This window comes from Pseudomonas sp. D1-1, from assembly GCF_051132225.1.
Lineage (GTDB): Bacteria > Pseudomonadota > Gammaproteobacteria > Pseudomonadales > Pseudomonadaceae > Aquipseudomonas.
Window position 1 is genome coordinate 5,337,481 of record NZ_CP071676.1, and the last position, 22,145, is coordinate 5,359,625.

16 protein-coding genes and 1 tRNA gene are annotated in these 22,145 nt (G+C 59.9%); 14 read left to right on the forward strand and 3 right to left on the reverse strand.

Features of this window, described 5'->3' with window-relative positions; all coding sequences use genetic code 11:
- The first annotated feature begins 48 nt into the window (after positions 1-48).
- The 7 genes from apaG to J3P86_RS24185 all read left to right on the forward strand — a co-directional run bounded on the left by apaG (position 49) and on the right by J3P86_RS24185 (position 8,134).
- Positions 49-429, forward strand: a complete 381-nt coding sequence (gene apaG, locus J3P86_RS24155; protein WP_305498400.1) for a Co2+/Mg2+ efflux protein ApaG — start codon at positions 49-51, stop codon at positions 427-429.
- Positions 429-1,304: a symmetrical bis(5'-nucleosyl)-tetraphosphatase gene (locus tag J3P86_RS24160; protein ID WP_434627696.1), complete on the forward strand. Its 876-nt coding sequence runs from the start codon at positions 429-431 to the stop codon at positions 1,302-1,304. Before apaG ends, J3P86_RS24160 begins: the two co-directional genes overlap by 1 nt.
- A 33-nt stretch (positions 1,305-1,337) precedes the next feature.
- On the forward strand, positions 1,338-1,667 hold the full coding sequence (gene glpE / locus J3P86_RS24165) for a thiosulfate sulfurtransferase GlpE (protein ID WP_434627694.1): 330 nt from the start codon (positions 1,338-1,340) through the stop codon (positions 1,665-1,667).
- 299 nt (positions 1,668-1,966) lie between these two features.
- Entirely contained in the window at positions 1,967-3,889 is a 1,923-nt protein-coding gene (locus tag J3P86_RS24170) for a PrkA family serine protein kinase (protein WP_305498395.1), read from the forward strand.
- Positions 3,890-4,009: 120 nt separating this feature from the next.
- Positions 4,010-5,281 carry a YeaH/YhbH family protein gene (locus J3P86_RS24175; protein ID WP_305498393.1) on the forward strand — a complete coding sequence of 424 codons (1,272 nt, stop codon included), beginning with the start codon at positions 4,010-4,012 and terminating at the stop codon, positions 5,279-5,281.
- The gene (locus tag J3P86_RS24180; RefSeq protein ID WP_305498391.1) at positions 5,278-6,843 is read left to right on the forward strand and encodes a SpoVR family protein; all 1,566 of its coding nucleotides are present in this window, start codon (positions 5,278-5,280) and stop codon (positions 6,841-6,843) included. The genes J3P86_RS24175 and J3P86_RS24180 overlap by 4 nt, the downstream gene beginning before the upstream one ends.
- A gap of 64 nt (positions 6,844-6,907) precedes the next feature.
- Positions 6,908-8,134: a multifunctional CCA addition/repair protein gene (locus J3P86_RS24185; protein ID WP_434699004.1), complete on the forward strand. Its 1,227-nt coding sequence runs from the start codon at positions 6,908-6,910 to the stop codon at positions 8,132-8,134.
- A 153-nt stretch (positions 8,135-8,287) separates the two neighbouring features.
- On the opposite strand, the gene folK is transcribed toward J3P86_RS24185, so the two are convergent.
- Both folK and folB read right to left on the reverse strand, forming a co-directional pair.
- Complete coding sequence (gene folK / locus J3P86_RS24190; RefSeq protein WP_434627688.1) at positions 8,288-8,806, reverse strand: 2-amino-4-hydroxy-6-hydroxymethyldihydropteridine diphosphokinase; 519 nt, start codon at positions 8,804-8,806, stop codon at positions 8,288-8,290.
- Complete coding sequence (gene folB, locus J3P86_RS24195) at positions 8,797-9,150, reverse strand: dihydroneopterin aldolase (RefSeq protein WP_434627685.1); 354 nt, start codon at positions 9,148-9,150, stop codon at positions 8,797-8,799. The genes folK and folB overlap by 10 nt, the downstream gene beginning before the upstream one ends.
- A 75-nt stretch (positions 9,151-9,225) precedes the next feature.
- Between folB and plsY the strand changes: the two genes are divergently transcribed.
- Entirely contained in the window at positions 9,226-9,795 is a 570-nt protein-coding gene (gene plsY, locus J3P86_RS24200; protein WP_305498384.1) for a glycerol-3-phosphate 1-O-acyltransferase PlsY, read from the forward strand.
- 7 nt (positions 9,796-9,802) lie between these two features.
- Here plsY and tsaD read toward each other — a convergent pair whose 3' ends face one another.
- The gene (tsaD, locus tag J3P86_RS24205; protein WP_434631142.1) at positions 9,803-10,828 is read right to left on the reverse strand and encodes a tRNA (adenosine(37)-N6)-threonylcarbamoyltransferase complex transferase subunit TsaD; all 1,026 of its coding nucleotides are present in this window, start codon (positions 10,826-10,828) and stop codon (positions 9,803-9,805) included.
- A 198-nt stretch (positions 10,829-11,026) separates the two neighbouring features.
- Between tsaD and rpsU the strand changes: the two genes are divergently transcribed.
- From rpsU to J3P86_RS24235, 6 genes are all read left to right on the forward strand, one after another.
- A complete protein-coding gene (rpsU, locus tag J3P86_RS24210; protein ID WP_002551877.1) occupies positions 11,027-11,242 on the forward strand; it encodes a 30S ribosomal protein S21 in 216 nt (71 codons plus the stop codon).
- Positions 11,243-11,720: 478 nt separating this feature from the next.
- Positions 11,721-13,679 (forward strand): DNA primase, encoded by a 1,959-nt coding sequence (gene dnaG / locus J3P86_RS24215; protein WP_434602018.1) that lies wholly within the window; start codon positions 11,721-11,723, stop codon positions 13,677-13,679.
- A gap of 67 nt (positions 13,680-13,746) precedes the next feature.
- A complete protein-coding gene (rpoD, locus tag J3P86_RS24220; RefSeq protein WP_434571396.1) occupies positions 13,747-15,594 on the forward strand; it encodes an RNA polymerase sigma factor RpoD in 1,848 nt (615 codons plus the stop codon).
- 121 nt (positions 15,595-15,715) lie between these two features.
- Positions 15,716-19,459 (forward strand): bifunctional diguanylate cyclase/phosphodiesterase, encoded by a 3,744-nt coding sequence (locus J3P86_RS24225; protein ID WP_434571394.1) that lies wholly within the window; start codon positions 15,716-15,718, stop codon positions 19,457-19,459.
- A gap of 15 nt (positions 19,460-19,474) precedes the next feature.
- A tRNA-Ile gene (locus J3P86_RS24230) sits at positions 19,475-19,551 on the forward strand.
- A 151-nt stretch (positions 19,552-19,702) separates the two neighbouring features.
- Positions 19,703-22,138, forward strand: coding sequence for a hypothetical protein (locus J3P86_RS24235; protein ID WP_434700681.1), 2,436 nt, complete (start codon positions 19,703-19,705; stop codon positions 22,136-22,138).
- The last annotated feature ends 7 nt before the right edge of the window (positions 22,139-22,145 follow it).

Below are 22,145 nucleotides of genomic sequence, written 5' to 3' on the forward strand. Positions count from 1 at the left end.
ACTGATTCCCTCAGTTACGCCCGCGTCCCGCTTCCAAGGCCCTTTTGCATGTCCGATCCCCGTTATCAGGTCGACGTCAGCGTCGCCACCCGCTTTCTCGCTGAACAGTCGCAACCCGAGCACAACCGCTTCGCCTTTGCCTACACCATCACTGTGCGCAACAACGGCTCGTTGCCAGCCCGACTGCTGTCACGGCACTGGATCATTACCGACGGCGACGGGCACGTCGAAGAAGTCCGTGGCGAGGGTGTGGTCGGTCAGCAACCGTTGATCGACGCAGGCCAAAGCCACAGCTACAGCAGCGGCACCGTGATGACGACCAAGGTCGGCACCATGCAGGGCACCTACCAGATGCTGGCCGAGGACGGCAAACGCTTCGACGCGGTCATCAAGCCCTTTCGCCTGGCGGTGCCAGGAGCGTTGCACTGATGGCCACGTACGCGGTCGGCGACCTGCAAGGCTGCCTAGACCCGCTCAAGTGCCTGCTGGAGCGGGTCGCCTTCGACCCACGTGAAGACACCCTGTGGCTCGTGGGCGACCTGGTCAACCGGGGGCCGCAGTCGCTTGAAACCTTGCGCTTCCTCTACGGCATCCGCGATTCGCTGGTTTGCGTGCTGGGTAACCATGACCTGCACCTGCTGGCGGCCTGGCAGAACATCGAGCGCCTGAAGAAGTCCGATACCCTGAAGGAAATCCTCGACGCGCCTGATTGCGTCGAGCTGCTTGAATGGCTGCGCCAGCAGAAGCTCATGCACTACGACGAGGCGCGCAACCTGGCGCTGGTCCATGCCGGCATTCCGCCCCAATGGTCTTTGCGCAAGGCGCTCAAGTGCGCAGGCGAAGTGGAGCAGGCGTTGCGCGATGACAACCTGTTCGGCCCCTACCTGGATGGCATGTACGGCAACGAACCGGTGAAGTGGGACAACGACCTCACCGGCGCCGCCCGCCTCAGGGTCATTACCAATTATTTCACCCGGATGCGCTTCTGCACCCGTGATGGCAAGCTTGATCTCAAGGGCAAGGAAGGCATCGAAACCGCTCCGCCCGGCTATGCGCCCTGGTTCAAGCACAAGGAGCGCAAGACCCGTAACCTGAAGATCATCTTCGGCCATTGGGCCGCGCTTGAAGGCCAAAGCGACGAGCCAGGGGTCTTTGCCCTCGATACGGGCTGTGTCTGGGGCAGCGCGCTGACACTGATGAATGTCGACAGCGGCGAGTTGCTGCGCTGCGATTGCGACGAGAAGGGGCATGCCAGACCCCACCAACCGACCACCGCATCATTGCCGGCCGGCACTGCCATTTGATCGGCATTGCTCTCAAGGCCACAGGAGTCCCGTATGACCGAATTCAAACGCATCCCTCCCGAACAAGCCCAGGCCCTGCGTGAGCAGGGCGCTGTCGTCGTCGATGTGCGCGACCCGCAGACTTACGCCATGAACCATATTCCGGGATCCAAACACCTGGACAACCATTCCATCGCCGACTTCATCCGTGCCGCCGATCTCGATGCGCCTACCGTTGTGGTCTGCTACCACGGCAACTCCAGCCAGAGCGCAGCGGGTTACCTGGTCAGCCAGGGCTTCAGCGATGTCTACAGCCTGGACGGCGGTTTTGAGCTGTGGCGCGCAACTTATCCTGACGAAACAGTGCAAGGCACTCACGAATAATTTTTTATGACAGCCAAGCCCACGAGAACCGCGGGCTTGGGCGATGGCAGACGAACGGTCTGCCATAACTAATTACGTATTCCACCTTTACCTCTCGGATTCCGAACTATCCTTAGCCTCAGGCCATCCAAAACAGGGGAGAGCCGGTACACCGGCGCGCGGGTCATCGGGAGTCAGCTTTCAGGAGCCAGCGTTCTTGAAAGCATTCTGGGGGGTAAACGGCAACTGGGTTCCCAGCGGCTGTCCAGCATCGACTGATTGATCCGACACCGGCTCCACGTATCGAGCGAGGTGACGTCATGAGTATTTTTAGCCACTTCCAGCAACGTTTCGAGTCCACGCGGCAGGAGGAGTACTCGCTGCAGGAATACCTCGAACTCTGCAAGCAGGACCGCAGTGCCTACGCATCGGCCGCGGAGCGTCTGTTGCTGGCAATCGGAGAACCGGAACTGCTGGATACCTCGACCAACTCGAGGCTCTCGCGAATCTTTTCCAACAAGGTGATTCGCCGCTATCCGGCCTTTGCGGACTTCCACGGGATGGAAGAATGCATCGAACAGATCGTTTCCTATTTCCGCCATGCCGCCCAAGGCCTGGAGGAGAAAAAACAAATCCTCTATCTGCTCGGCCCCGTCGGTGGCGGTAAATCGTCCCTGGCCGAGAAGCTCAAGCAACTGATCGAAAAAGTGCCCTTCTATGCCATCAAGGGTTCGCCGGTGTTCGAGTCCCCACTGGGGCTGTTCAACGCTACCGAAGACGGCGCGATTCTCGAGGAAGACTTTGGCATTCCCCGGCGCTATCTCAATACCATCATGTCGCCATGGGCTACCAAGCGCCTGGCCGAGTTCGGCGGCGATATCAGCCAGTTCCGGGTGGTCAAGCTCTACCCCTCGATCCTTAACCAGATCGCCGTGGCCAAGACCGAGCCCGGGGATGAAAACAACCAGGATATCTCTGCCCTGGTGGGTAAGGTCGATATTCGCAAACTGGAGGAATTCCCTCAGAACGACGCCGACGCCTATAGCTATTCGGGCGCGCTGTGCCGGGCCAACCAGGGCCTGATGGAATTCGTCGAGATGTTCAAGGCGCCCATCAAGGTGCTGCACCCCCTCCTGACTGCCACCCAGGAAGGCAACTACAACAGTACCGAAGGGCTGGGAGCGATCCCGTTCAGCGGCATCCTGCTGGCCCACTCCAACGAGTCGGAATGGCATACCTTCCGCAACAACAAGAACAACGAAGCCTTCATCGACCGGATCTACATCGTCAAGGTGCCGTACTGCCTGCGGGTGACCGATGAGATAAAAATCTACGACAAGCTGTTGTTCAACAGTTCGCTGTCCAAGGCCCATTGCGCCCCCGATACGCTGAAGATGCTGGCCCAGTTCACCGTGCTGTCGCGTCTCAAGGAGCCGGAAAACTCCAACATCTATTCGAAAATGCGCGTCTACGACGGTGAAAACCTCAAGGACACCGATCCGAAGGCCAAGTCGATCCAGGAATACCGCGACAACGCGGGCGTGGACGAAGGCATGAATGGTCTTTCCACGCGTTTCGCATTCAAGATCCTGTCCAAGGTCTTCAACTTCGATCCTCACGAAATTGCCGCCAACCCAGTCCATCTGCTTTATGTACTTGAACAGCAGATCGAGCAGGAGCAGTTCCAGGCTGAAACCCGTGAGCGGTACCTGCGCTTCCTCAAGGAATACCTGGCTCCACGTTATATCGAGTTCATCGGCAAGGAGATCCAGACGGCCTATCTGGAGTCCTACAGCGAGTACGGTCAGAACATCTTCGATCGTTATGTGCTGTACGCAGATTTCTGGATCCAGGACCAGGAATACCGGGACCCGGAAACCGGCGAAATCCTCAATCGCGTGGCACTGAACGAGGAACTGGAAAAAATCGAAAAACCGGCGGGCATCAGCAATCCGAAGGATTTCCGCAACGAAATCGTCAACTTCGTGCTGCGCGCCCGGGCCAACAACAACGGCAAGAACCCGACCTGGCTCAGCTACGAGAAGCTGCGGGTGGTTATCGAGAAAAAAATGTTCTCCAACACCGAAGACCTGCTGCCAGTCATCAGCTTCAATGCCAAGGCCAGCAAGGAGGACCAGCAAAAACACAACGACTTCGTTACACGCATGGTCGAACGTGGCTACACCGACAAACAGGTACGCCTGCTTTCCGAGTGGTACCTGCGGGTCCGTAAATCACAGTAGCGCAGCCACAAGCCACAAGCGACGAGCTGCAAGCCAGAATCGCCTGAACTCCAGGTTCCGGGCGACCGCTTCTACTTGCAGCTCGTAGCTCACCACTTGAAGCTGCCCAGAGGGTCACCTATGAGCTATGTGATCGACCGACGCCTGAATGGCAAGAACAAGAGCACGGTGAACCGCCAGCGTTTCTTGCGGCGTTACCGTGACCACATCAAGAAAGCCGTCGAAGAGGCGGTCAGCCGTCGTTCCATTACGGACATGGAGCATGGCGAGCAGATCAGCATCCCTGGCCGCGACATCGACGAGCCGGTGCTTCACCACGGCCGTGGTGGCAAGCAGACCGTCGTGCACCCGGGAAACAAGGAATTCACCACTGGCGAGCACATCCCGCGCCCACAGGGGGGAGGCGGCGGCAAGGGGCCCGGCAAGGCCGGCAATTCCGGCGAAGGCATGGACGAGTTCGTATTCCAGATCACCCAGGAGGAATTCCTCGAATTCATGTTCGAGGACCTGGAACTGCCGAACCTGGTCAAGCGCAACCTGACCGGTACCGACACCTTCAAGACCGTGCGCGCCGGCATCAGCAACGAGGGTAATCCGTCACGCATCAATATCATTCGCACCCTGCGTTCGGCCCATGCCCGACGAATCGCGCTCTCAGGCAGTAGCCGGGCGAAACTGCGCGAAGCCAAGGAAGAGCTGGCTCGCCTTAAACGTGAAGAACCCGACAATTTTGGCGATATTCAGGACCTGGAAGCGGAAATCGAGAAACTCAGCGCGCGTATCCATCGTGTGCCGTTCCTCGACACGTTCGACCTCAAATACAACCTCCTGGTGAAACAACCGAATCCCAGTTCGAAGGCCGTGATGTTCTGCCTGATGGACGTTTCCGGCTCCATGACCCAAGCCACCAAGGACATCGCCAAGCGCTTCTTTATCCTGCTGTACCTGTTCCTGAAGAGGAACTACGACAAGATCGATGTGGTGTTCATCCGTCACCACACCAGCGCCAGGGAAGTCGACGAGGAAGAGTTTTTCTATTCCAGGGAAACCGGCGGCACGATCGTGTCCAGCGCGCTGAAACTGATGCAGGAGATCATGGCCGAACGTTACCCCGCCAATGAATGGAACATCTATGCGGCCCAGGCGTCCGACGGCGATAACTGGAACGACGACTCGCCAATCTGCCGTGACATCCTGATCAACCAGATCATGCCGTTCGTCCAGTACTACACCTACGTGGAAATTACTCCACGCGAACACCAGGCCCTGTGGTACGAATACGAACGCATCGCCGAAGCCTTCTCCGACACATTTGCCCAACAGCAACTGGTCTCGGCCGGGGATATCTACCCGGTCTTCCGTGAACTCTTCCAGCGCAGGTTAGTGACATGACCGCCAAAAAAGAGCAGAAGCGCCAGCCCATTTCCACCGGTTCCGAATGGACATTCGAGCTGATCCAGGCCTATGACCGCGAAATCAGCCGTATCGCGGACCGTTACGCCCTGGACACGTACCCCAACCAGATCGAAGTGATCACCGCCGAGCAAATGATGGACGCCTATGCATCCGTAGGGATGCCACTGGGCTACCACCACTGGTCCTACGGCAAGCATTTCCTCAGTACGGAGAAATCCTACAGTCGCGGCCAGATGGGGCTGGCCTATGAGATCGTGATCAACTCCGATCCCTGCATCGCCTACCTGATGGAAGAAAACACCATCTGCATGCAGGCGCTGGTGGTGGCGCATGCCTGCTATGGCCACAACAGCTTCTTCAAGGGCAACTATCTGTTCCGCACCTGGACCGACGCCAGCTCGATCATCGATTACCTGGTGTTCGCCAAGCAGTACATCATGCAGTGCGAGGAACGCCACGGCATTGATGCGGTGGAGGACCTGCTGGACTCCTGCCACGCCCTGATGAACTATGGTGTGGACCGCTACAAGCGGCCGTATCCGATTTCCGCCGAGGAAGAGCGCCGACGCCAGAAGGACCGTGAAGAACACCTGCAGAAGCAGATCAACGATCTTTGGCGGACCATTCCCAAAGGCGCGGACAAGTACAGCGAGAAAGACAACGCGCGGTTCCCTGCCGAGCCCCAGGAGAACATCCTTTATTTCATCGAGAAACACGCGCCGCTGCTGGAACCCTGGCAGCGCGAGATCGTACGCATCGTGCGCAAGATCGCCCAGTATTTCTACCCTCAGCGCCAGACCCAGGTGATGAACGAGGGCTGGGCAACATTCTGGCACTACACGTTGATGAACGACCTGTACGACGAGGGCCTGGTCACCGATGGCTTCATGATGGAGTTCCTGACCTCCCATACCAGCGTGGTATTCCAGCCAGGCTTCGATAGTCCCTACTACAGCGGCATCAACCCTTATGCCCTGGGCTTTGCCATGTACCGCGACATTCGGCGCATGTGTGAAGACCCTACCGAAGAGGATCGCCGCTGGTTTCCGGAAATCGCCGGCTCGGACTGGCTTTCCACGATCAAATTCGCCATGAGCAGCTTCAAGGACGAGAGTTTCATCCTGCAGTACCTTTCGCCCAAGGTGATCCGCGACCTCAAGCTGTTCAGCATCATGGACGATGATCAGAAGGATGACCTGCTGGTGCCCGCCATCCACGATGAGAGCGGTTACCGGGTCATCCGTGAAACCCTGGCGGCGCAATACAATCTCGGTAATCGCGAGCCCAACGTGCAGATCTACAGCATCGACCGTCGTGGTGATCGTTCCCTGACCCTGCGTCACCAACAGCACAACCGCAAACCGCTGGGCGATTCCACGGACGAGGTCCTCAAGCACCTGCATCGGCTTTGGGGGTTCGACATCCACCTGGAAACCCTGCAGGGCGACCAGGTGATGAAAACCCACCATGTGCCGCCGCGCGGCGAACAAGGCGAAGGGGATTACGGACGCCTGGACCTGGCCGTCATTCATCTTTGATAGCGTTTTCGCCTCCGAAGGTCCGGCTTAAAGGTTTATCCTGTCGGCCCAACGGAGGTTTTTTATGCAGATCTACAAAGTCGGCGGCGCTGTTCGTGATCGCCTGCTCGGCATCCCTGTCACCGACATCGACCGGGTGGTCGTGGGCGCCACCGCCGAGGAAATGCTGGCCAAGGGATTCCGTCCCGTGGGGGCTGATTTTCCGGTCTTCCTTGACCCGAAGACTGGCGAGGAATACGCCCTCGCCCGCACCGAACGCAAGAGCGGCAGGGGTTACGGTGGCTTCGTATTCCATGCCAGCCCCGAAGTGACGCTCGAAGAAGACCTCATCCGCAGGGACCTGACAATCAACGCCATGGCCGAAGACGACCATGGCAACCTCACCGATCCCTACCACGGCCAGCGCGATCTCGAAGATCGCCTGCTGCGGCACGTTTCCCCGGCGTTTGCCGAGGATCCACTGCGGGTTCTGCGAGTTGCCCGCTTTGCCGCACGTTATGCCCCGCTGGGTTTTAAGGTGGCGGACGAAACCCTCACGTTGATGCGCAAGCTCAGTGAATCTGGCGAGCTGGAAGCTTTGACTGCCGAACGCAGCTGGAAAGAGATCTCCCGCGCCCTGATGGAAGATCAGCCACAAGTGTTTATCCAGGTACTGCGCGACTGCGATGCCCTCAAGGTATTGATGCCCGAGGTCAATGCGCTGTTCGGGGTCCCGCAGCCTGAAGCTCATCACCCGGAAATCGACAGCGGCGTCCATACCTTGAGCGTGCTGGAACAGTCGGCGCTGCACAAACAGCCACTGGCGGTCCGCTGGGCTTGCCTGTTGCATGACCTCGGCAAAGGTTTGACACCCGAGCACGAATGGCCAAGGCACATCGCCCATGAGCACAAGGGGCTGAAGCTGATCAAAGCAGTCAACGAACGCTTCAAGGCGCCCCGTGACTGCCAGGAACTGGCGCTGCTGGTAGGTCAATACCACACCCATGGACACCGCGCGCTGGAGCTCAGGGCAACCACTTTGCTTGAGCTGCTGCAGAGCTTTGATGTGTACCGGCGCCCCCAGCGTTTCGAGGAGTTCATTGCCGCATGCGAGATGGATGCGCGAGGGCGCAAGGGGCTTGAGGAACGAAGTTACCCACAGGCTGATTACCTGCGGGGCGCTGCGTCAGCGGCCCGCGGCGTTGCGGTGCAGCCGTTGCTGGAGAAGGGTTTCAAGGGGCCGGAACTGGGTGAAGCGATCAAGCGAGAGCGCCTCAGGGCGTTGAAGGCTTACAAGGAAGCGGCGAGCTGACAGTAATTTTTCCGGTCAGCTTACATCTTTGGCGGTTGTACCTCCGCCATCGCGAGCAAGCTCGCTCCCACATTGGTATCTCAGCAGGCACATGTTTTGTGTTCAGCCCAGATCACTGTGGGCGCGAGCTCGCTCGCGATGACGGCAGGCGCGTCACAGCAGCTCTGATGGCGTAAGCGGCTGACCTCGCCACTCGAAAGCCACCGGCGCCAGCACCTGATCAATCTGTGCTTCTTTCCACAACGTGGAAAAGCTCTTGCCCACGCCTGGATGAATCCGGTCCGGCGCAATCAATGACAAAGGCCACAAGACAAAAGCATTCTTGAGAATTTCCGCGCGCGGCAGGATCAACCCATCGAAGTTGCCGACCTGCTCGCCATACAGCAGCACGTCGATATCCAGCGGCAAACCCTTGCGGTCCGGCGCGTAGCGGCCATTATCGGCCTCGATGAACTTGAGGCGGCGGTCCAGTTCCATCAGTGGAAGATCGGTGAACGCTGACACGACGAAATTGAAGAACGGCCCGCTCTTGATACCCACCGGCTGACTTTCGAACACGGCCGAACAGCGCATATCCACCAGGAAACCGGCCAGAGCCTCAAGCCCCGCGCGCAAATGGATTTCACGCTCGATATTACTGCCGAGCCCGAGAAAAACCTGAGTCAGCGACATCCGCGCTCGATCTCCACGCCAACGCCGGTAGCGGCCGGCACGGCCCCGGGCTTGGTCACTTTCAGCCGCAGCCAGGTGATCCTGAACTCATCCATGAGCTCTTGGGCCAGTCGCTCGGCAAAGGTTTCGACCAATTGGAACTGCGCCTGCTCGGCAAATGCCTGGATGCGGGCCGATACGCTGGCGTAGTCGAGGGCCAGGCTCAGGTCATCGTCCGCAGCCGCCGGACGATTATCCCAGGCAAAACTCAGATCAAGCCGCAGGCACTGTCGGATGCCTCGCTCCCAGTCGTAGGCACCAATCACCGTGTCGACTTCCAGGCCTTCGATAAACACTCTGTCCAAGCTCTCTTCTCCGCAGCACGACAAGGGCGCGTTGCGCCGTTAGAATCAGGGGCTTCCTCGCCCGGAATAGCTAGCATGTTTTGGTCACTGGCGATCCTCGCCTACCTGCTCGGCTCACTGTCCTTTGCCATTTTGCTCAGCCGCCTGACCGGTCGCCCGGATCCGCGAATGAGTGGCTCAGGCAATGCCGGCGCCACCAACATGCTGCGCCTGGCCGGACGCAAGCTTGCCGTCCTGACCCTGCTTGGCGACCTCTGCAAAGGCCTCGTGCCGGTTCTGCTCGCCAGCCTCGCAGGGCTTTCGTTGCAGCAACAGGCCTGGGTCGGCGTCTGCGCGGTCATCGGCCATCTGTTCCCGCTGTACTTCCGCTTTCGCGGCGGCAAGGGTGTCGCCACCGCCGCCGGCATGCTGCTGGGCCTGTATCCGCCTGCCGCCCTGCTTGCCGTGTGCGCCTGGCTGCTGACCTTCTACCTGACCCGCACCAGCTCCCTGGCCGCATTGATCGCCACGCCACTGACCCTGCCTTTGCTGGCCTGGCAGGAACCGGCAGCGTTGCTGCCGATGACGACACTCGTTGCGCTGATCGTCTGGCGCCACCGGGGCAATCTACGCGACCTGTTCGCCGGGCGCGAACGGCATTTCTGATAACGCCTCACAGCGGTGAAAGTTGCTCCATGGGCCAGCGCGCCTGCACGCTGATCGCCAGGCTTTCCTGCTGCCCCGCCTGCAGGCGCTGGCAACCGGCAAAAGCAATCATTGCGCCGTTATCTGTGCAGAACTCCGGCCGAGCGTAGTAAACGTCGCCCTTCATATCGCCGAGCATTTTCTCCAGGGATACCCGCAAGGCCTTGTTCGCGCTCACCCCGCCGGCAATCACCAGGCGCTTGAGCCCAGCCTGTTTCAGCGCGCGCTTGCACTTGATCGTCAAAGTCTCCACCACGGCCTGCTGGAACGCCAGGGAGATGTCGCAACGGGCTTGCTCACTGTCGTCCCCGGCATTGACGCATTGTTGCCAGGTATTCAGCGCGAAGGTTTTCAGGCCACTGAAGCTGAAATCCAGTCCAGGCCGGTCGCACATCGGACGCGGGAATACGAAACGCCCTTCAATGCCTTGAGCGGCAAGTCGTGCGATTTCCGGTCCGCCAGGATAATTGAGCCCCATCATCTTGGCGGTTTTATCAAAAGCCTCGCCCGCGGCGTCGTCGAGCGACTCACCCATGAGTTGGTATTGGCCGATTCCATCGACCCGCACGAGCTGCGTATGGCCTCCGGATACCAACAAAGCGACGAACGGAAACTCCGGCGGCTGCGGCTCCAGCATCGGCGCCAGCAGGTGGCCCTCCATGTGGTGCACGCCCAAGGCCGGAATGCCCCAGGCAAAGGCCAGCGCCTGGGCACAGGAAGCACCGACCAACAGGGCGCCCACCAGACCCGGCCCGGCCGTGTAGGCGATGGCATCGATCTCGGTCGGCACGCAGCCGCCTTCGGCCAGGACCTGGCGGATCAAGGGCAGCATGCGCTTGACGTGATCGCGTGATGCAAGCTCCGGCACCACGCCGCCGTACGCGCGGTGCAGGTCGATCTGGCTGAACAGCGCGTCGGCCAGCAGGCCACGTTCACTGTCGTAGAGGGCGACGCCGGTTTCGTCGCAGGACGTTTCTAATCCCAGTACTAGCATGGGTTGCGCCTTGTAGAGGCTGAATTCGAAGGCGCGCATAATAGTCGTCGCGTTGTGCCCCGACCAGCGGTTTTCGATCAGAGGCTTTGCATTCCGAGCGTTGAGGGGTTAACATCCGCAACCCTTAAAAACCGACGTCTTCAAGTGCTCTTTTGCCGCGAGGATGTTGACCCCGGTAATGAATGAAGGTAGCTCTGGATGCCAGCCGTCAAAGTAAAAGAGAACGAACCCTTCGACGTAGCTCTGCGTCGTTTCAAGCGCTCCTGCGAAAAAGCCGGTGTTCTGGCTGAAGTTCGTAGCCGCGAATTCTACGAGAAGCCGACTTCCGAGCGTAAGCGCAAAGCAGCAGCCGCTGTTAAGCGTCACGCCAAGAAAGTTCAGCGCGAACAGCGCCGCGCCGTACGTCTGTACTAATACACAGACGCCCGTCGCAAGCTTCTTGCCAAGCCCGGCCTCCAAGCCGGGCTTATGGCATTTGCGGAACAACGCTTGATGCTTCACCGTCAAAGTCGCAGACGCGACCAAGACGATCTGCTTTATCGCGTCAGACCTGGCTCTTTTGCCAGCGGTGCACGTCTCTTCTGACGAGCCTTCCAAGGCTACTGACGAGCACACCCTGATTCCTCTAACGACGATCAGCCCAAGGCACCGCTGCGTGCCCGCTTCATGAGCTATCCGAGGCCTGACCGGCCGTTACCGGACTCAGCGCAACACATTTCGTACAGTCGAATACTGATAGCCATTAACGTCAGTGGATAATCGGCAGATACACTTCCCGACAGCAATGATGCAGACGACCCGGTCGAGCCACCATTTTCCGTGCCTCAGGACCAGGAACCGACTCCGCGGCTGATTTTGGGCCCCTATTTCGCGCAGTGATGATGAGAACGCCATGGCCGGGCTAATTCCCCAGAGCTTTATTGACGACCTCCTGAACCGCACCGACATCGTCGACGTGGTCAGCTCTCGCCTGCAAATGAAGAAAGCGGGCAAGAACTACACAGCCTGCTGCCCGTTTCACAAAGAAAAAACCCCCTCCTTCAGCGTCAGCCCCGACAAGCAGTTCTATTATTGCTTCGGCTGCGGCGCTGGCGGCAATGCCCTCGGCTTCATCATGGACCACGACAACCTGGATTTCCCCCAGGCCGTCGAGGAACTGGCCAAAGCCGCCGGCATGGAAATTCCTCGCGAGGAGAGCGGACGACAACACAAGCCTCGCCAACCCACCGATTCGCCGCTGTATCCGCTGCTCACGGCAGCAGCCGACTTTTATCGCCAGGCACTTAAAAGCCATCCGGCCCGCAAGGCGGCGGTGGATTATCTCAAGGGCCGCGGCCTGACCGGTGAGATTGCTCGCGACTTCGGCCTCGGCTTCGCCCCGCCGGGCTGGGACAACCTGTACAAACATTTGAGCAGCGATACGCTGCAGCAACGTGCCATGATCGACGCTGGCCTGCTGATCGAGAACGCCGAGACGGGCAAGCGCTACGACCGCTTCCGTGACCGGGTGATGTTCCCGATCCGCGATACCCGCGGGCGGATCATCGCCTTTGGCGGCCGGGTGCTGGGGGACGACAAGCCCAAGTACCTGAACTCCCCGGAAACCCCGGTTTTCCATAAGGGCCAGGAACTCTACGGCCTGTACGAGGCGCGCAAGAACAATCGCAACCTCGATGAAATCATCGTTGTCGAAGGCTACATGGATGTCATCGCCCTGGCCCAGCAAGGCTTGCGCAACGCCGTTGCGACCCTGGGCACGGCCACCAGCGAAGAACACATGAAGCGCCTGTTTCGCGTCGTGCCGAGCGTGCTGTTCTGCTTCGACGGCGACCAGGCCGGACGCAACGCCGCCTGGCGCGCGCTTGAAGCGACGCTGCCATGCCTGCAGGACGGGCGGCGCGCACGTTTTCTGTTCCTGCCCGAGGGCGAGGACCCGGACACCCTGGTGCGCTCCGAGGGCACCGATGCGTTCCGTGCGCGGATCAACCAGCACGCACAGCCGCTGGCCGACTATTTTTTCCAGCAACTGACCGAAGAAGCCGATCCTCGCTCCCTCGAAGGCAAAGCCCATATGGCCACGCTCGCGGCACCGCTCATCGACAAGGTGCCCGGCGCCAACCTGCGGACCTTGATGCGTCAACGCCTGACGGAAATTACCGGGCTGAACAGCGAAGCGGTCAGCCAGCTGGCCCACAGTGCCCCTCAGGAGGCACCGCCGGCTTACGACCCGGGCATCGACTACGACGCGATACCCGACTTCGCCGACTATCATCAAACCCAGCAGGACTACGCGCCGCAGCAGGAATGGACACCGAAGAAACCCGGTGCCGGCGGCAAGAAATGGGACAAGAAACCCTGGGACAAGAACGGCAAGCGCGGCGATCGCGACCAGCCACGTGCCCCGCGCGTGCCGGCCGCCGTCGAACCACCAACACTGGCTGCCCTGCGCACCCTGCTGCACCACCCGCAGTTGGCTGAAAAGGTAGAGGATGCCGGGCACTTCGCCGCCGAGGACCACAGCAATACACAATTGCTGGTCGCGCTCCTTGAAGCTGTGCAGAAGAACCCCAAGCTAAACTCATTCCAGCTGATCGCGCGGTGGCACGGCACCGAGCAGGGGCGCCTTTTGAAGGCATTGGCCGAGAAGGAATGGCTGATAGAGGGAGATAACCTTGAACAACAGTTTTTCGACACCATTACTAGCTTGTCCGCCCGCCAACGCGAGCGAAACCTGGAACAACTTCTGCGCAAAGCTCGCCAGAGCGAGTTGACCAGCGAAGAGAAAAACCAATTGCGTGACTTACTCAGCCGCAATGTTTGCGCATCAAACCCGACCTCAACTGGCGCGTGAGGTCACAGCTCAGGTATAATCCTCGGCTTGTTTTTTGCCCGCCAAGACCTTCAGTGGATAGGGTGTTATGTCCGGAAAAGCGCAACAGCAGTCTCGTATCAAAGAGTTGATCCTATTGGGTCGTGAGCAGGGCTACCTGACTTACGCGGAGGTCAACGACCACCTGCCGGAGGATATTTCAGATCCGGAACAGGTGGAAGACATCATCCGCATGATCAACGACATGGGGATCAACGTATTCGAGGTTGCTCCAGATAAGGATGCCCTTATGCTGGCCGACGCCGATACCGACGAGGCGGCCGCTGAAGAAGCGGCCGCAGCGTTGGCAGCGGTCGAGACCGACATTGGTCGCACCACCGACCCCGTGCGCATGTACATGCGTGAGATGGGTACGGTAGAGCTCCTCACGCGTGAAGGCGAAATTGAAATCGCCAAGCGTATTGAAGAAGGCATCCGTGAAGTGATGGGCGCAATTGCGCACTTCCCTGGCACGGTCGACCATATTCTCTCCGAATACACCCGCGTCACCACCGAAGGTGGGCGCCTGTCTGACGTCCTGAGCGGTTACATCGACCCGGACGACGGCATCGCGCCGCCTGCCGCCGAAGTGCCACCACTGGTCGACCCGAAAGCCGTCAAGGCCGACGATGAGACCGACGATGACGACGCCGAAGCCAGCGACGACGAAGAAGAAGCCGAAAGCGGTCCAGACCCGGTCATCGCCGCCCAGCGTTTTGGCGCCGTGGCCGACCAGATGGAGATCACCCGCAAGGCGCTGAAAAAGCACGGTCGCAACAACAAGCAGGCAATTGCCGAACTGTTGGCGCTGGCTGAGCTGTTCATGCCGATCAAGCTGGTGCCCAAGCAGTTCGAAGGCCTGGTCGAGCGTGTTCGCAGTGCCCTGGATCGTCTGCGTCAGCAAGAGCGCGCGATCATGCAACTGTGTGTGCGTGACGCCCGCATGCCGCGTGCAGATTTCCTGCGCCAGTTCCCTGGCCATGAAGTCGACGAAAGCTGGACCGATGCACTGGCCAAAGGCAAGAGCAAATACGCCGAAGCGATTGGCCGCCTGCAACCGGACATCATTCGTTGCCAGCAGAAGCTGAGCGCGCTGGAGGCCGAGACTGGCCTGAGCATCGCTGAAATCAAGGACATCAACCGTCGCATGTCGATCGGCGAGGCCAAGGCCCGTCGCGCGAAGAAAGAGATGGTCGAAGCGAACTTGCGTCTGGTGATCTCGATCGCCAAGAAGTACACCAACCGTGGCCTGCAATTCCTCGACCTGATCCAGGAAGGCAACATCGGGCTGATGAAGGCGGTGGACAAGTTCGAATACCGTCGCGGCTACAAGTTCTCGACTTATGCCACCTGGTGGATTCGTCAGGCGATCACTCGCTCGATCGCCGACCAGGCTCGCACCATCCGTATCCCGGTGCACATGATCGAGACGATCAACAAGCTCAACCGTATTTCCCGGCAGATGTTGCAGGAAATGGGTCGCGAACCGACGCCGGAAGAGCTGGGCGAACGCATGGAAATGCCTGAGGACAAGATCCGCAAGGTATTGAAGATCGCCAAAGAGCCGATCTCCATGGAAACCCCGATCGGTGATGACGAAGATTCCCATCTGGGTGACTTCATCGAAGACTCCACCATGCAGTCGCCGATTGATGTCGCCACCGTTGAGAGCCTCAAGGAAGCGACTCGCGAAGTCCTTTCCGGTCTCACTGCCCGTGAAGCCAAGGTACTGCGGATGCGCTTCGGCATCGACATGAACACCGACCACACCCTCGAGGAAGTCGGTAAACAGTTCGATGTAACTCGTGAGCGGATTCGTCAGATCGAAGCCAAGGCGTTGCGCAAACTGCGCCACCCGACGCGAAGCGAGCATCTGCGTTCGTTCCTCGACGAGTGACCTTCAAACCCCCGGCCCTGCCGGGGGTTTTGTTATGTGCAGATAACTCTTCCTTCTTGCTCCCCCGCCCTGTTGTCCGTCTACACTCGATTCATCCTTTCCCAGCCATGACGAGACCGTGATGCCCAGACTGACGGCCGTGCTTTTGCTGTCACTGATGACCTGGACCGCAACGGCCGGCGCGTTGACGCTCACGGAGGAAGAACGCCGCTGGCTCAAGGACCACCCCGACCTGCGCCTGGGTGTCGATGCGTCATGGCCGCCGTTCGAATTTCGCGACGACAACGGCCGCTACCAAGGCCTGGCCGCCGACTATGTCGATATCATCCGCGAGAAACTGGCCGTCACGCTCACACCCATCGAACCCGTCAGTTGGACGGAGGTGCTGGAACAGGTCGTGCAGGGCAAGATCGACCTTCTACCGGGCATCATGTCCACCCCCGAACGCCAGAACTACCTGTCGTTCACTCGTCCCTACCTCGATTTTCCAATTGTCATCCTGGCCCATAAAGGCGGGCCCCGACCCCATAAGCTCGAAGACCTTTACGGGCTGAAAATCGCCGTGGTGGAGAACTATGCCCCCCACGAACTGTTGCGCAACCACCACCCCGACCTGAACCTGGTCGCACTGCCCAACGTCAGTTCGGCGCTGCAGGCCTTGGCGACCGATGAAGTCGATGCGGTGGTGGGCGATCTTGCTTCCAGCGTGTGGAGCTTGCGCCAGCTCAAGCTTGACGGGCTCTACGTCAGCGGAGAAACGCCCTACCGCTACCAGTTGGCGATGGCCGTCCCACGGGAAAACAAGATATTGGTGGGCATCCTCGACAAGGTCCTGGCGGACATGACGCCGATGGAGATCAGCGAAATCCAGGAAAAATGGGTTGGCAACGTGCGGGACCATCGCCAGCTCTGGTCAGACCTGCTGCTTTACGGCCTGCCCGGGCTGCTGCTGTTGATCGCCATCCTGGCAGTGGTGATTCGCATCAACCGTCGCCTGAGTTCGGAAATAGCCCGACGCGTCGACCTGGAACAGGAGCTGCGCAGCAGCGAATACCATTATCGCGGGCTGGTTGAGAGCCTTTCGGCGATTGCCTGGGAGGCCAGGGTCAGCGACTTCACCTACAGCTATGTATCGCCTCACGCCGAAGAATTGCTCGGCTATCCCCTCGCCCATTGGCTCATCCCCGGGTTCTGGCGCAACATCATTCATCCGGCGGACCTGATCCGCGCGCAGACATATTGCGATCACGAAGTCCTTGCCGGCCGCGATCACTGCATCGACTACCGGGTGATCACCGCCGACGGTCGCTGCCTGTGGGTGCGGGACATCGTCAGCCTGATCAAGCATGGCCATGAACCGTTGATGCGCGGACTGATGATCGACATCAGCGAAGCCAAGCACACCGAGGAAGCGCTGCGCCTTTCCGAACAGAAGTTCGGCTCGGTATTTCGCCAGTGCCCGGACATCCTGGTGATTGCGCGCCTGCTGGACGGTTGCCTGCTGGAGGTCAATAAAGCCTTCGAAGAGCAGATTGGCCTCAGCGCCGCAGAGGTGGTCGGCAAAAGCGCGACCGACCTGGACATCTGGGGCATACAAGGCGTCGGCCCAAGTTTGCTCCAGCGGTTGCAGGCCGGGAGCATTCGCAATCTGGAAATGCCTTTTCAACGCAGCAACGGCGAGGTGTTCACCGGGCTGATATCGGCCGAACCCTTTGATCTGGACACCACCCCAGCCCTGGTCGTGGTGGTGCGCGACATCAGCCAGCTCAAGGAGACCCAGCAGCAATTGCAGACCTCCGAAGAAAAATTCGCCAAGGCTTTTCACGCCTCGCCCGACGGCTTGCTGCTGTCCAGGCAGAGCGATGGTTTGCTGATTGAAGTCAACGACGGTTTCAGCCGCATTACCGGTTTCAACAGCGCCCTGTCGGTTGATCGTTCGACCCTGGACCTGGGAATCTGGGTCAATCTCAACGAGCGCAAGCAGATGCTCGACCTGCTGCAGCGGGACGGTTTCGTAAAGGATTTCAGCTGCCATATCCGCCGTAACGACGGGCAGATACGGCTCTGCGAGGTGTCCAGCCGTCCGCTGCCCATCGGCAACGAGGACTGCATGCTGACGATCGCCCGGGACATCACCGAACGCCACTTCATGCAGGAGAAACTGCAGCAGGCCGCCACCGTATTCGAAAGCACCGCCGAAGGCGTACTGATCACCGATACACAACAGCACATCAGCGCCGTGAACCGAGCCTTTACGGAAATCACCGGCTATAGCGAAACCGAAGCCCTGGGCCATACGCCTCGGCTGCTGGCTTCCGGGCTGCACGACAGCGCGTTTTATGCCGCGATGTGGCATCAGTTGACCGCCGAGGGCCACTGGCAGGGTGAAATCTCCAATCGACGCAAAAATGGCGAGCTGTATCCCAGCTGGCTGACCATCAGCGCCGTGCGCAACCAGGAACAACAGACCACCCATTTCGTCGCGGTTTTTGCCGACATTTCAAGCCTCAAGCACGCCCAGGCCCGACTCGACTACCAGGCGCATCACGACCCGCTCACGGGCCTGCCGAATCGCACGCTGTTCGAAAGCCGTTTGCTCTCGGCGCTCAATAGTCAGCAAGAAAATGGCGGCCAAGGCGCGGTGTTGTTCCTGGACCTGGACCGTTTCAAACACATCAACGACAGCCTCGGGCACCCGGTCGGCGATCTGCTGCTCAAGGGCATTGCCGTGCGCCTGCGCGAGCAATTGCGTGACATCGACACCGTGGCGCGCCTGGGCGGTGACGAATTCATCATCCTGCTGCCCGGCCTGCAGCAGCCCAGCGATGCCGAGCACATTGCGCAGAAGCTGTTGAACTGTTTCTGCGCGCCGTTCCAGGCCGGCGAGCATGAGTTTTTCATCAGCGCCAGCATCGGCACCAGCCTCTATCCGCAGGATGGCTGCGATGTCGCCACGCTGGTCAAAAACGCCGACGCGGCGATGTACCGCTCCAAGGCCAAGGGTCGCAACCGGGTGGAAAGCTACACTCGCGACCTCACGGCCCAGGCCAGCGAGCGCGTGGCACTGGAACACGAGCTGCGTCGGGCGATCGAGCGCAACGAACTGTCGTTGTCGTTCCAGCCGAAAATCAGCCTCATCGACAACCGCCTGGTAGGCGCCGAGGCATTGATTCGCTGGACCCATCCGACCTTTGGCGACGTACCACCGGAGCATTTCATCCCCCTGGCCGAAGAAAACGGCATGATCCTGCAAATCGGCGATTGGGTACTGGAAAACGCCTGCCGACAACTGCACGCATGGAACAGCTGTCACGAAAGCCTCGGGCCACTGTCAGTCAACCTGGCCGGCGCCCAACTGCGTCAGCCCAACCTGCTGAATCGGATCGAACAATTGCTGCGGGAAAACCACCTTGAGCCTGGTTTGTTGCAACTGGAGATTACCGAAAACTTCATCATGAGCCAGGCCGAAGAGGCCCTGACGGTACTGTATCAACTGAAAAAACTCGGCGTGCAACTGGCCATCGACGACTTCGGTACCGGCTATTCCTCGCTGAGCTACCTCAAGCGCCTGCCGCTGGACATCCTGAAAATCGACCAGTCTTTCGTCCGCGGCCTGCCCGATGACCCCCACGATGTGGCCATCGTGCGGGCAATCATCGCCTTGGGCCGGAGCATGCAATTCAGCATCATCGCCGAGGGCGTCGAAACTCTCGCCCAACAGCAATTTCTCGCCGAGGAAGGCTGCGAGCAGATCCAGGGCTACATCGTCAGCCTGCCCCTGTGCGCCGAAGAATTTGCCGCGACGTTTCTGCATGTGACCGTATCGGATTTTTCGGATAGCACAGCCGAGAAACCGTCGCTATAATCCGCGGCCTACTGAGGGCCTATAGCTCAGTTGGTTAGAGCAGAGGACTCATAATCCTTTGGTCCACGGTTCGAGTCCGTGTGGGCCCACCAAATTGAAAGCCGCGCATTGCGCGGCTTTTGTGTTTCCGGGCCGATCAGCAGCGTACTACCAAGATTCTCGTAAACGGCTCAGCGCCAGACGTTGTCTTTTTTAACGTCCGCTCACTTACAATCAGATTTCCAATACCCCGCCGAGACGCCCATCATCGCCAGCCCCAGCCTTCCCCGCCTATTCCTCGAACTCTTCTGGCAACTCGGCATCCTGGTGGTGCCAGCCTTTTTCATCACGATACTGCCGCCGCCGCTGGCCTTGCTGGGGGTGGTGTTGCTCGGTTTGCTGATGGGTCTTGCCGCGCGGCTGGGCTTTTTGGGGGTGGGCCGGGGCATTGCCCGGCTGACTGTCGGCGCGGTGTTTGGCCTGGGTTTCAGTCTGGGACGGGCATTGCCTGAGTGGTGGGGAATTCTGGTGGCGATCGTCGCCATCGTTGGCGGGCTCGCCTGCGTGAGCAAGTGGGAGCGCCGCCTTGGGTTGGCGCCGGTCTCCTCTGCGGGCCAAGGACCGAGTGCCTGGGGCACAAACGAGCCGCTGCTGACGCCCGAGGGCGAGCCGATCCGGGTGTTCAACCACAGCGAAATTGCCATGGGCGGCCCCGTTCATTGCGATTATCTGTTTCCTGATGGCGTGCTCTTGCAAGGCCTTGGCTCCTCGGCGGTGTTCTCCAGCGACGGTCGCTATTTCGCCGCGCCGGTACCGTCACGCCAGGAATGGGGACTGGTCGTTCTCGACCGGGAGCAACGCAAGCTGTACCGCTGTGCCGAAACCGAGTTCTGGGAGCTGGATGCCCTGGACCTGGATCAACTGAGCGGCCGCCATAGCCCCTTGGTCGACAACAGCGTTCGTCAGGTCCGACTGGATGAACTGTTGCAGGCCGCCGAAGTAGCCGACCTGATCCCGTTTGCGGACCTTTGGCTGGAGCCTGGCTGGAATCCGGACAGTGTTGCGCGCAGCTTCGAACGGGCTTCCATTGATGGCGGGCAAATCCTGCAGGGCGACATCTTGTTGCCCAAGACCTTTCGCGATCTGGCCCAGCCACTGGAGCCACTGTATTCGCCGCGCTACGCCATCAGCCTCAATGGTCAACCATCGGGCCTGGTCATGGCAGCCGATGCGCCACTGGTCTGGAGCGGCGATAACCGCGCCCTGGTCTGTCTGGCCCGGGAGCAGGCCAACGAGGCGGATGGCAATCAGTACTGGTTGTGGCAAGTGGATCATGGCTGGCGAGCCCTGCCCTCGCCGTGGGTAAAGAGCGACGCGGAGCCGTCCTTTTATTGGCATGAATTATTGAGCCTTGATGCGAGCCATGTCCGTATCGGCTCGTATCTCGATTATCCGCGACCAAGCGCCGGCCGTTATGGCTATCGCCTGGAGAGTATCCACGGCGATACCGAAACCCAAGTGGGTCATGACGCTCGAGGTCGCGTGCAGGTCGGTGAGTTCAAGCTGACCCGCATGGCGATCATGCTGCCGCTGGACAGCACGGGGCGGCGAGGCGACTCGTGCGTCGAGACGCAACCGTTGCAAGGCGATGCGCGCGCTGTCCTGACCTGGCTCGGTGACAATCCCCAAGGCCTGGGTGGCTATCGCTGCCGGATCGGCGACTGGTCGTTGCCGGGGGCTTGGCTGCTGGACCATCGGGTTTCCGATTGCGGACGCTATCTGGCGCTGCTGCCCTTTGAAAACTCAACGACAGTCACCAGCCATGCGCTGGTGGCGGATGTGCAGGAACACCGCCTGCTGGAAGGACCGCCCATGTGGGTGGAACGGATACTGGATTTCCGCGATGGCCGATTGAATCTGGCAGTGATCCAGGGCCGTCTTGATCAAGACAGGGAAAGCAGCCCGTTGCAACGTTTCAACATCGCCGCGCCAGAGGTTGGCGGCGACGCGTCGTTCTTCCGTCCCAACGAGCAATCCCGGCTGTTCTACAACACTGCGCAGTTGCAGCCGACAGACTCGCAGCTCAAAGCCGTCCCGCCTTGGCGTCTGGTGGCTGGCCCGCAAGCGGCCACTGCCGAGGGGGATTTCATCCAGCCCGCGCCGAATGATCAGAATGCCGCCTGGCTGTTCGGCAGTGAGACGGAATACACCGACAGCTGGGTGCGTACCGGTACGCCCCGTCTCGGCGGACACTTGCTGACCGCCTCAGGCTGCGCGTTGGTTGATCTGGCGCCCTCGATGATCTGGTCGGCGGACAGCCGCTACCTGGCCCTGACCTGCATGGCGACCGATGTCACGGAACTGTGTGGAAGTTACCGCGGTTGGCAACTGCTGCTCCTTGATGTTGAGGCGCGTACGCTGCGTATACATCCGCAATGGCTGGGCAATCGGCCGCTATTTGAAAGCTTCGAAGAAGAGCAACTACGCCTGCGAAGCTTCCAGCGCGACTGGGAGACCGAAGCCGACGAGGACCAGGGTTCGGTGCAGTCGTTCTCACTGGACGCTCTGCTGCAGTTGCCCACTGAGCAACTGATCTGCCAGGAAGGCGTCTGGCTCAGGTCTTCCCAGGCTCACCTGGCAGCCGCCTGGCGGGCGCTGGCTTTACCTGCCACTGGCTATTTCGAGCGAGGGAACCTGTAACATGCCC

Excerpts from the sequence above, each read along its gene's own strand:
- rpsU (WP_002551877.1), top strand. The coding sequence starts at position 11,027 with ATGCCAGCCGTCAAAGTAAAAGAGAACGAACCCTTCGACGTAGCTCTG.
- J3P86_RS24175 (WP_305498393.1), top strand. The coding sequence starts at position 4,010 with ATGAGCTATGTGATCGACCGACGCCTGAATGGCAAGAACAAGAGCACG.
- apaG (WP_305498400.1), top strand. The coding sequence starts at position 49 with ATGTCCGATCCCCGTTATCAGGTCGACGTCAGCGTCGCCACCCGCTTT.
- dnaG (WP_434602018.1), top strand. The coding sequence starts at position 11,721 with ATGGCCGGGCTAATTCCCCAGAGCTTTATTGACGACCTCCTGAACCGC.
- plsY (WP_305498384.1), top strand. The coding sequence starts at position 9,226 with ATGTTTTGGTCACTGGCGATCCTCGCCTACCTGCTCGGCTCACTGTCC.
- J3P86_RS24160 (WP_434627696.1), top strand. The coding sequence starts at position 429 with ATGGCCACGTACGCGGTCGGCGACCTGCAAGGCTGCCTAGACCCGCTC.
- J3P86_RS24170 (WP_305498395.1), top strand. The coding sequence starts at position 1,967 with ATGAGTATTTTTAGCCACTTCCAGCAACGTTTCGAGTCCACGCGGCAG.
- glpE (WP_434627694.1), top strand. The coding sequence starts at position 1,338 with ATGACCGAATTCAAACGCATCCCTCCCGAACAAGCCCAGGCCCTGCGT.
- J3P86_RS24180 (WP_305498391.1), top strand. The coding sequence starts at position 5,278 with ATGACCGCCAAAAAAGAGCAGAAGCGCCAGCCCATTTCCACCGGTTCC.
- tsaD (WP_434631142.1), bottom strand. The coding sequence starts at position 10,828 with ATGCTAGTACTGGGATTAGAAACGTCCTGCGACGAAACCGGCGTCGCC.
- J3P86_RS24185 (WP_434699004.1), top strand. The coding sequence starts at position 6,908 with ATGCAGATCTACAAAGTCGGCGGCGCTGTTCGTGATCGCCTGCTCGGC.
- J3P86_RS24225 (WP_434571394.1), top strand. The coding sequence starts at position 15,716 with ATGCCCAGACTGACGGCCGTGCTTTTGCTGTCACTGATGACCTGGACC.
- rpoD (WP_434571396.1), top strand. The coding sequence starts at position 13,747 with ATGTCCGGAAAAGCGCAACAGCAGTCTCGTATCAAAGAGTTGATCCTA.
- folK (WP_434627688.1), bottom strand. The coding sequence starts at position 8,806 with ATGTCGCTGACTCAGGTTTTTCTCGGGCTCGGCAGTAATATCGAGCGT.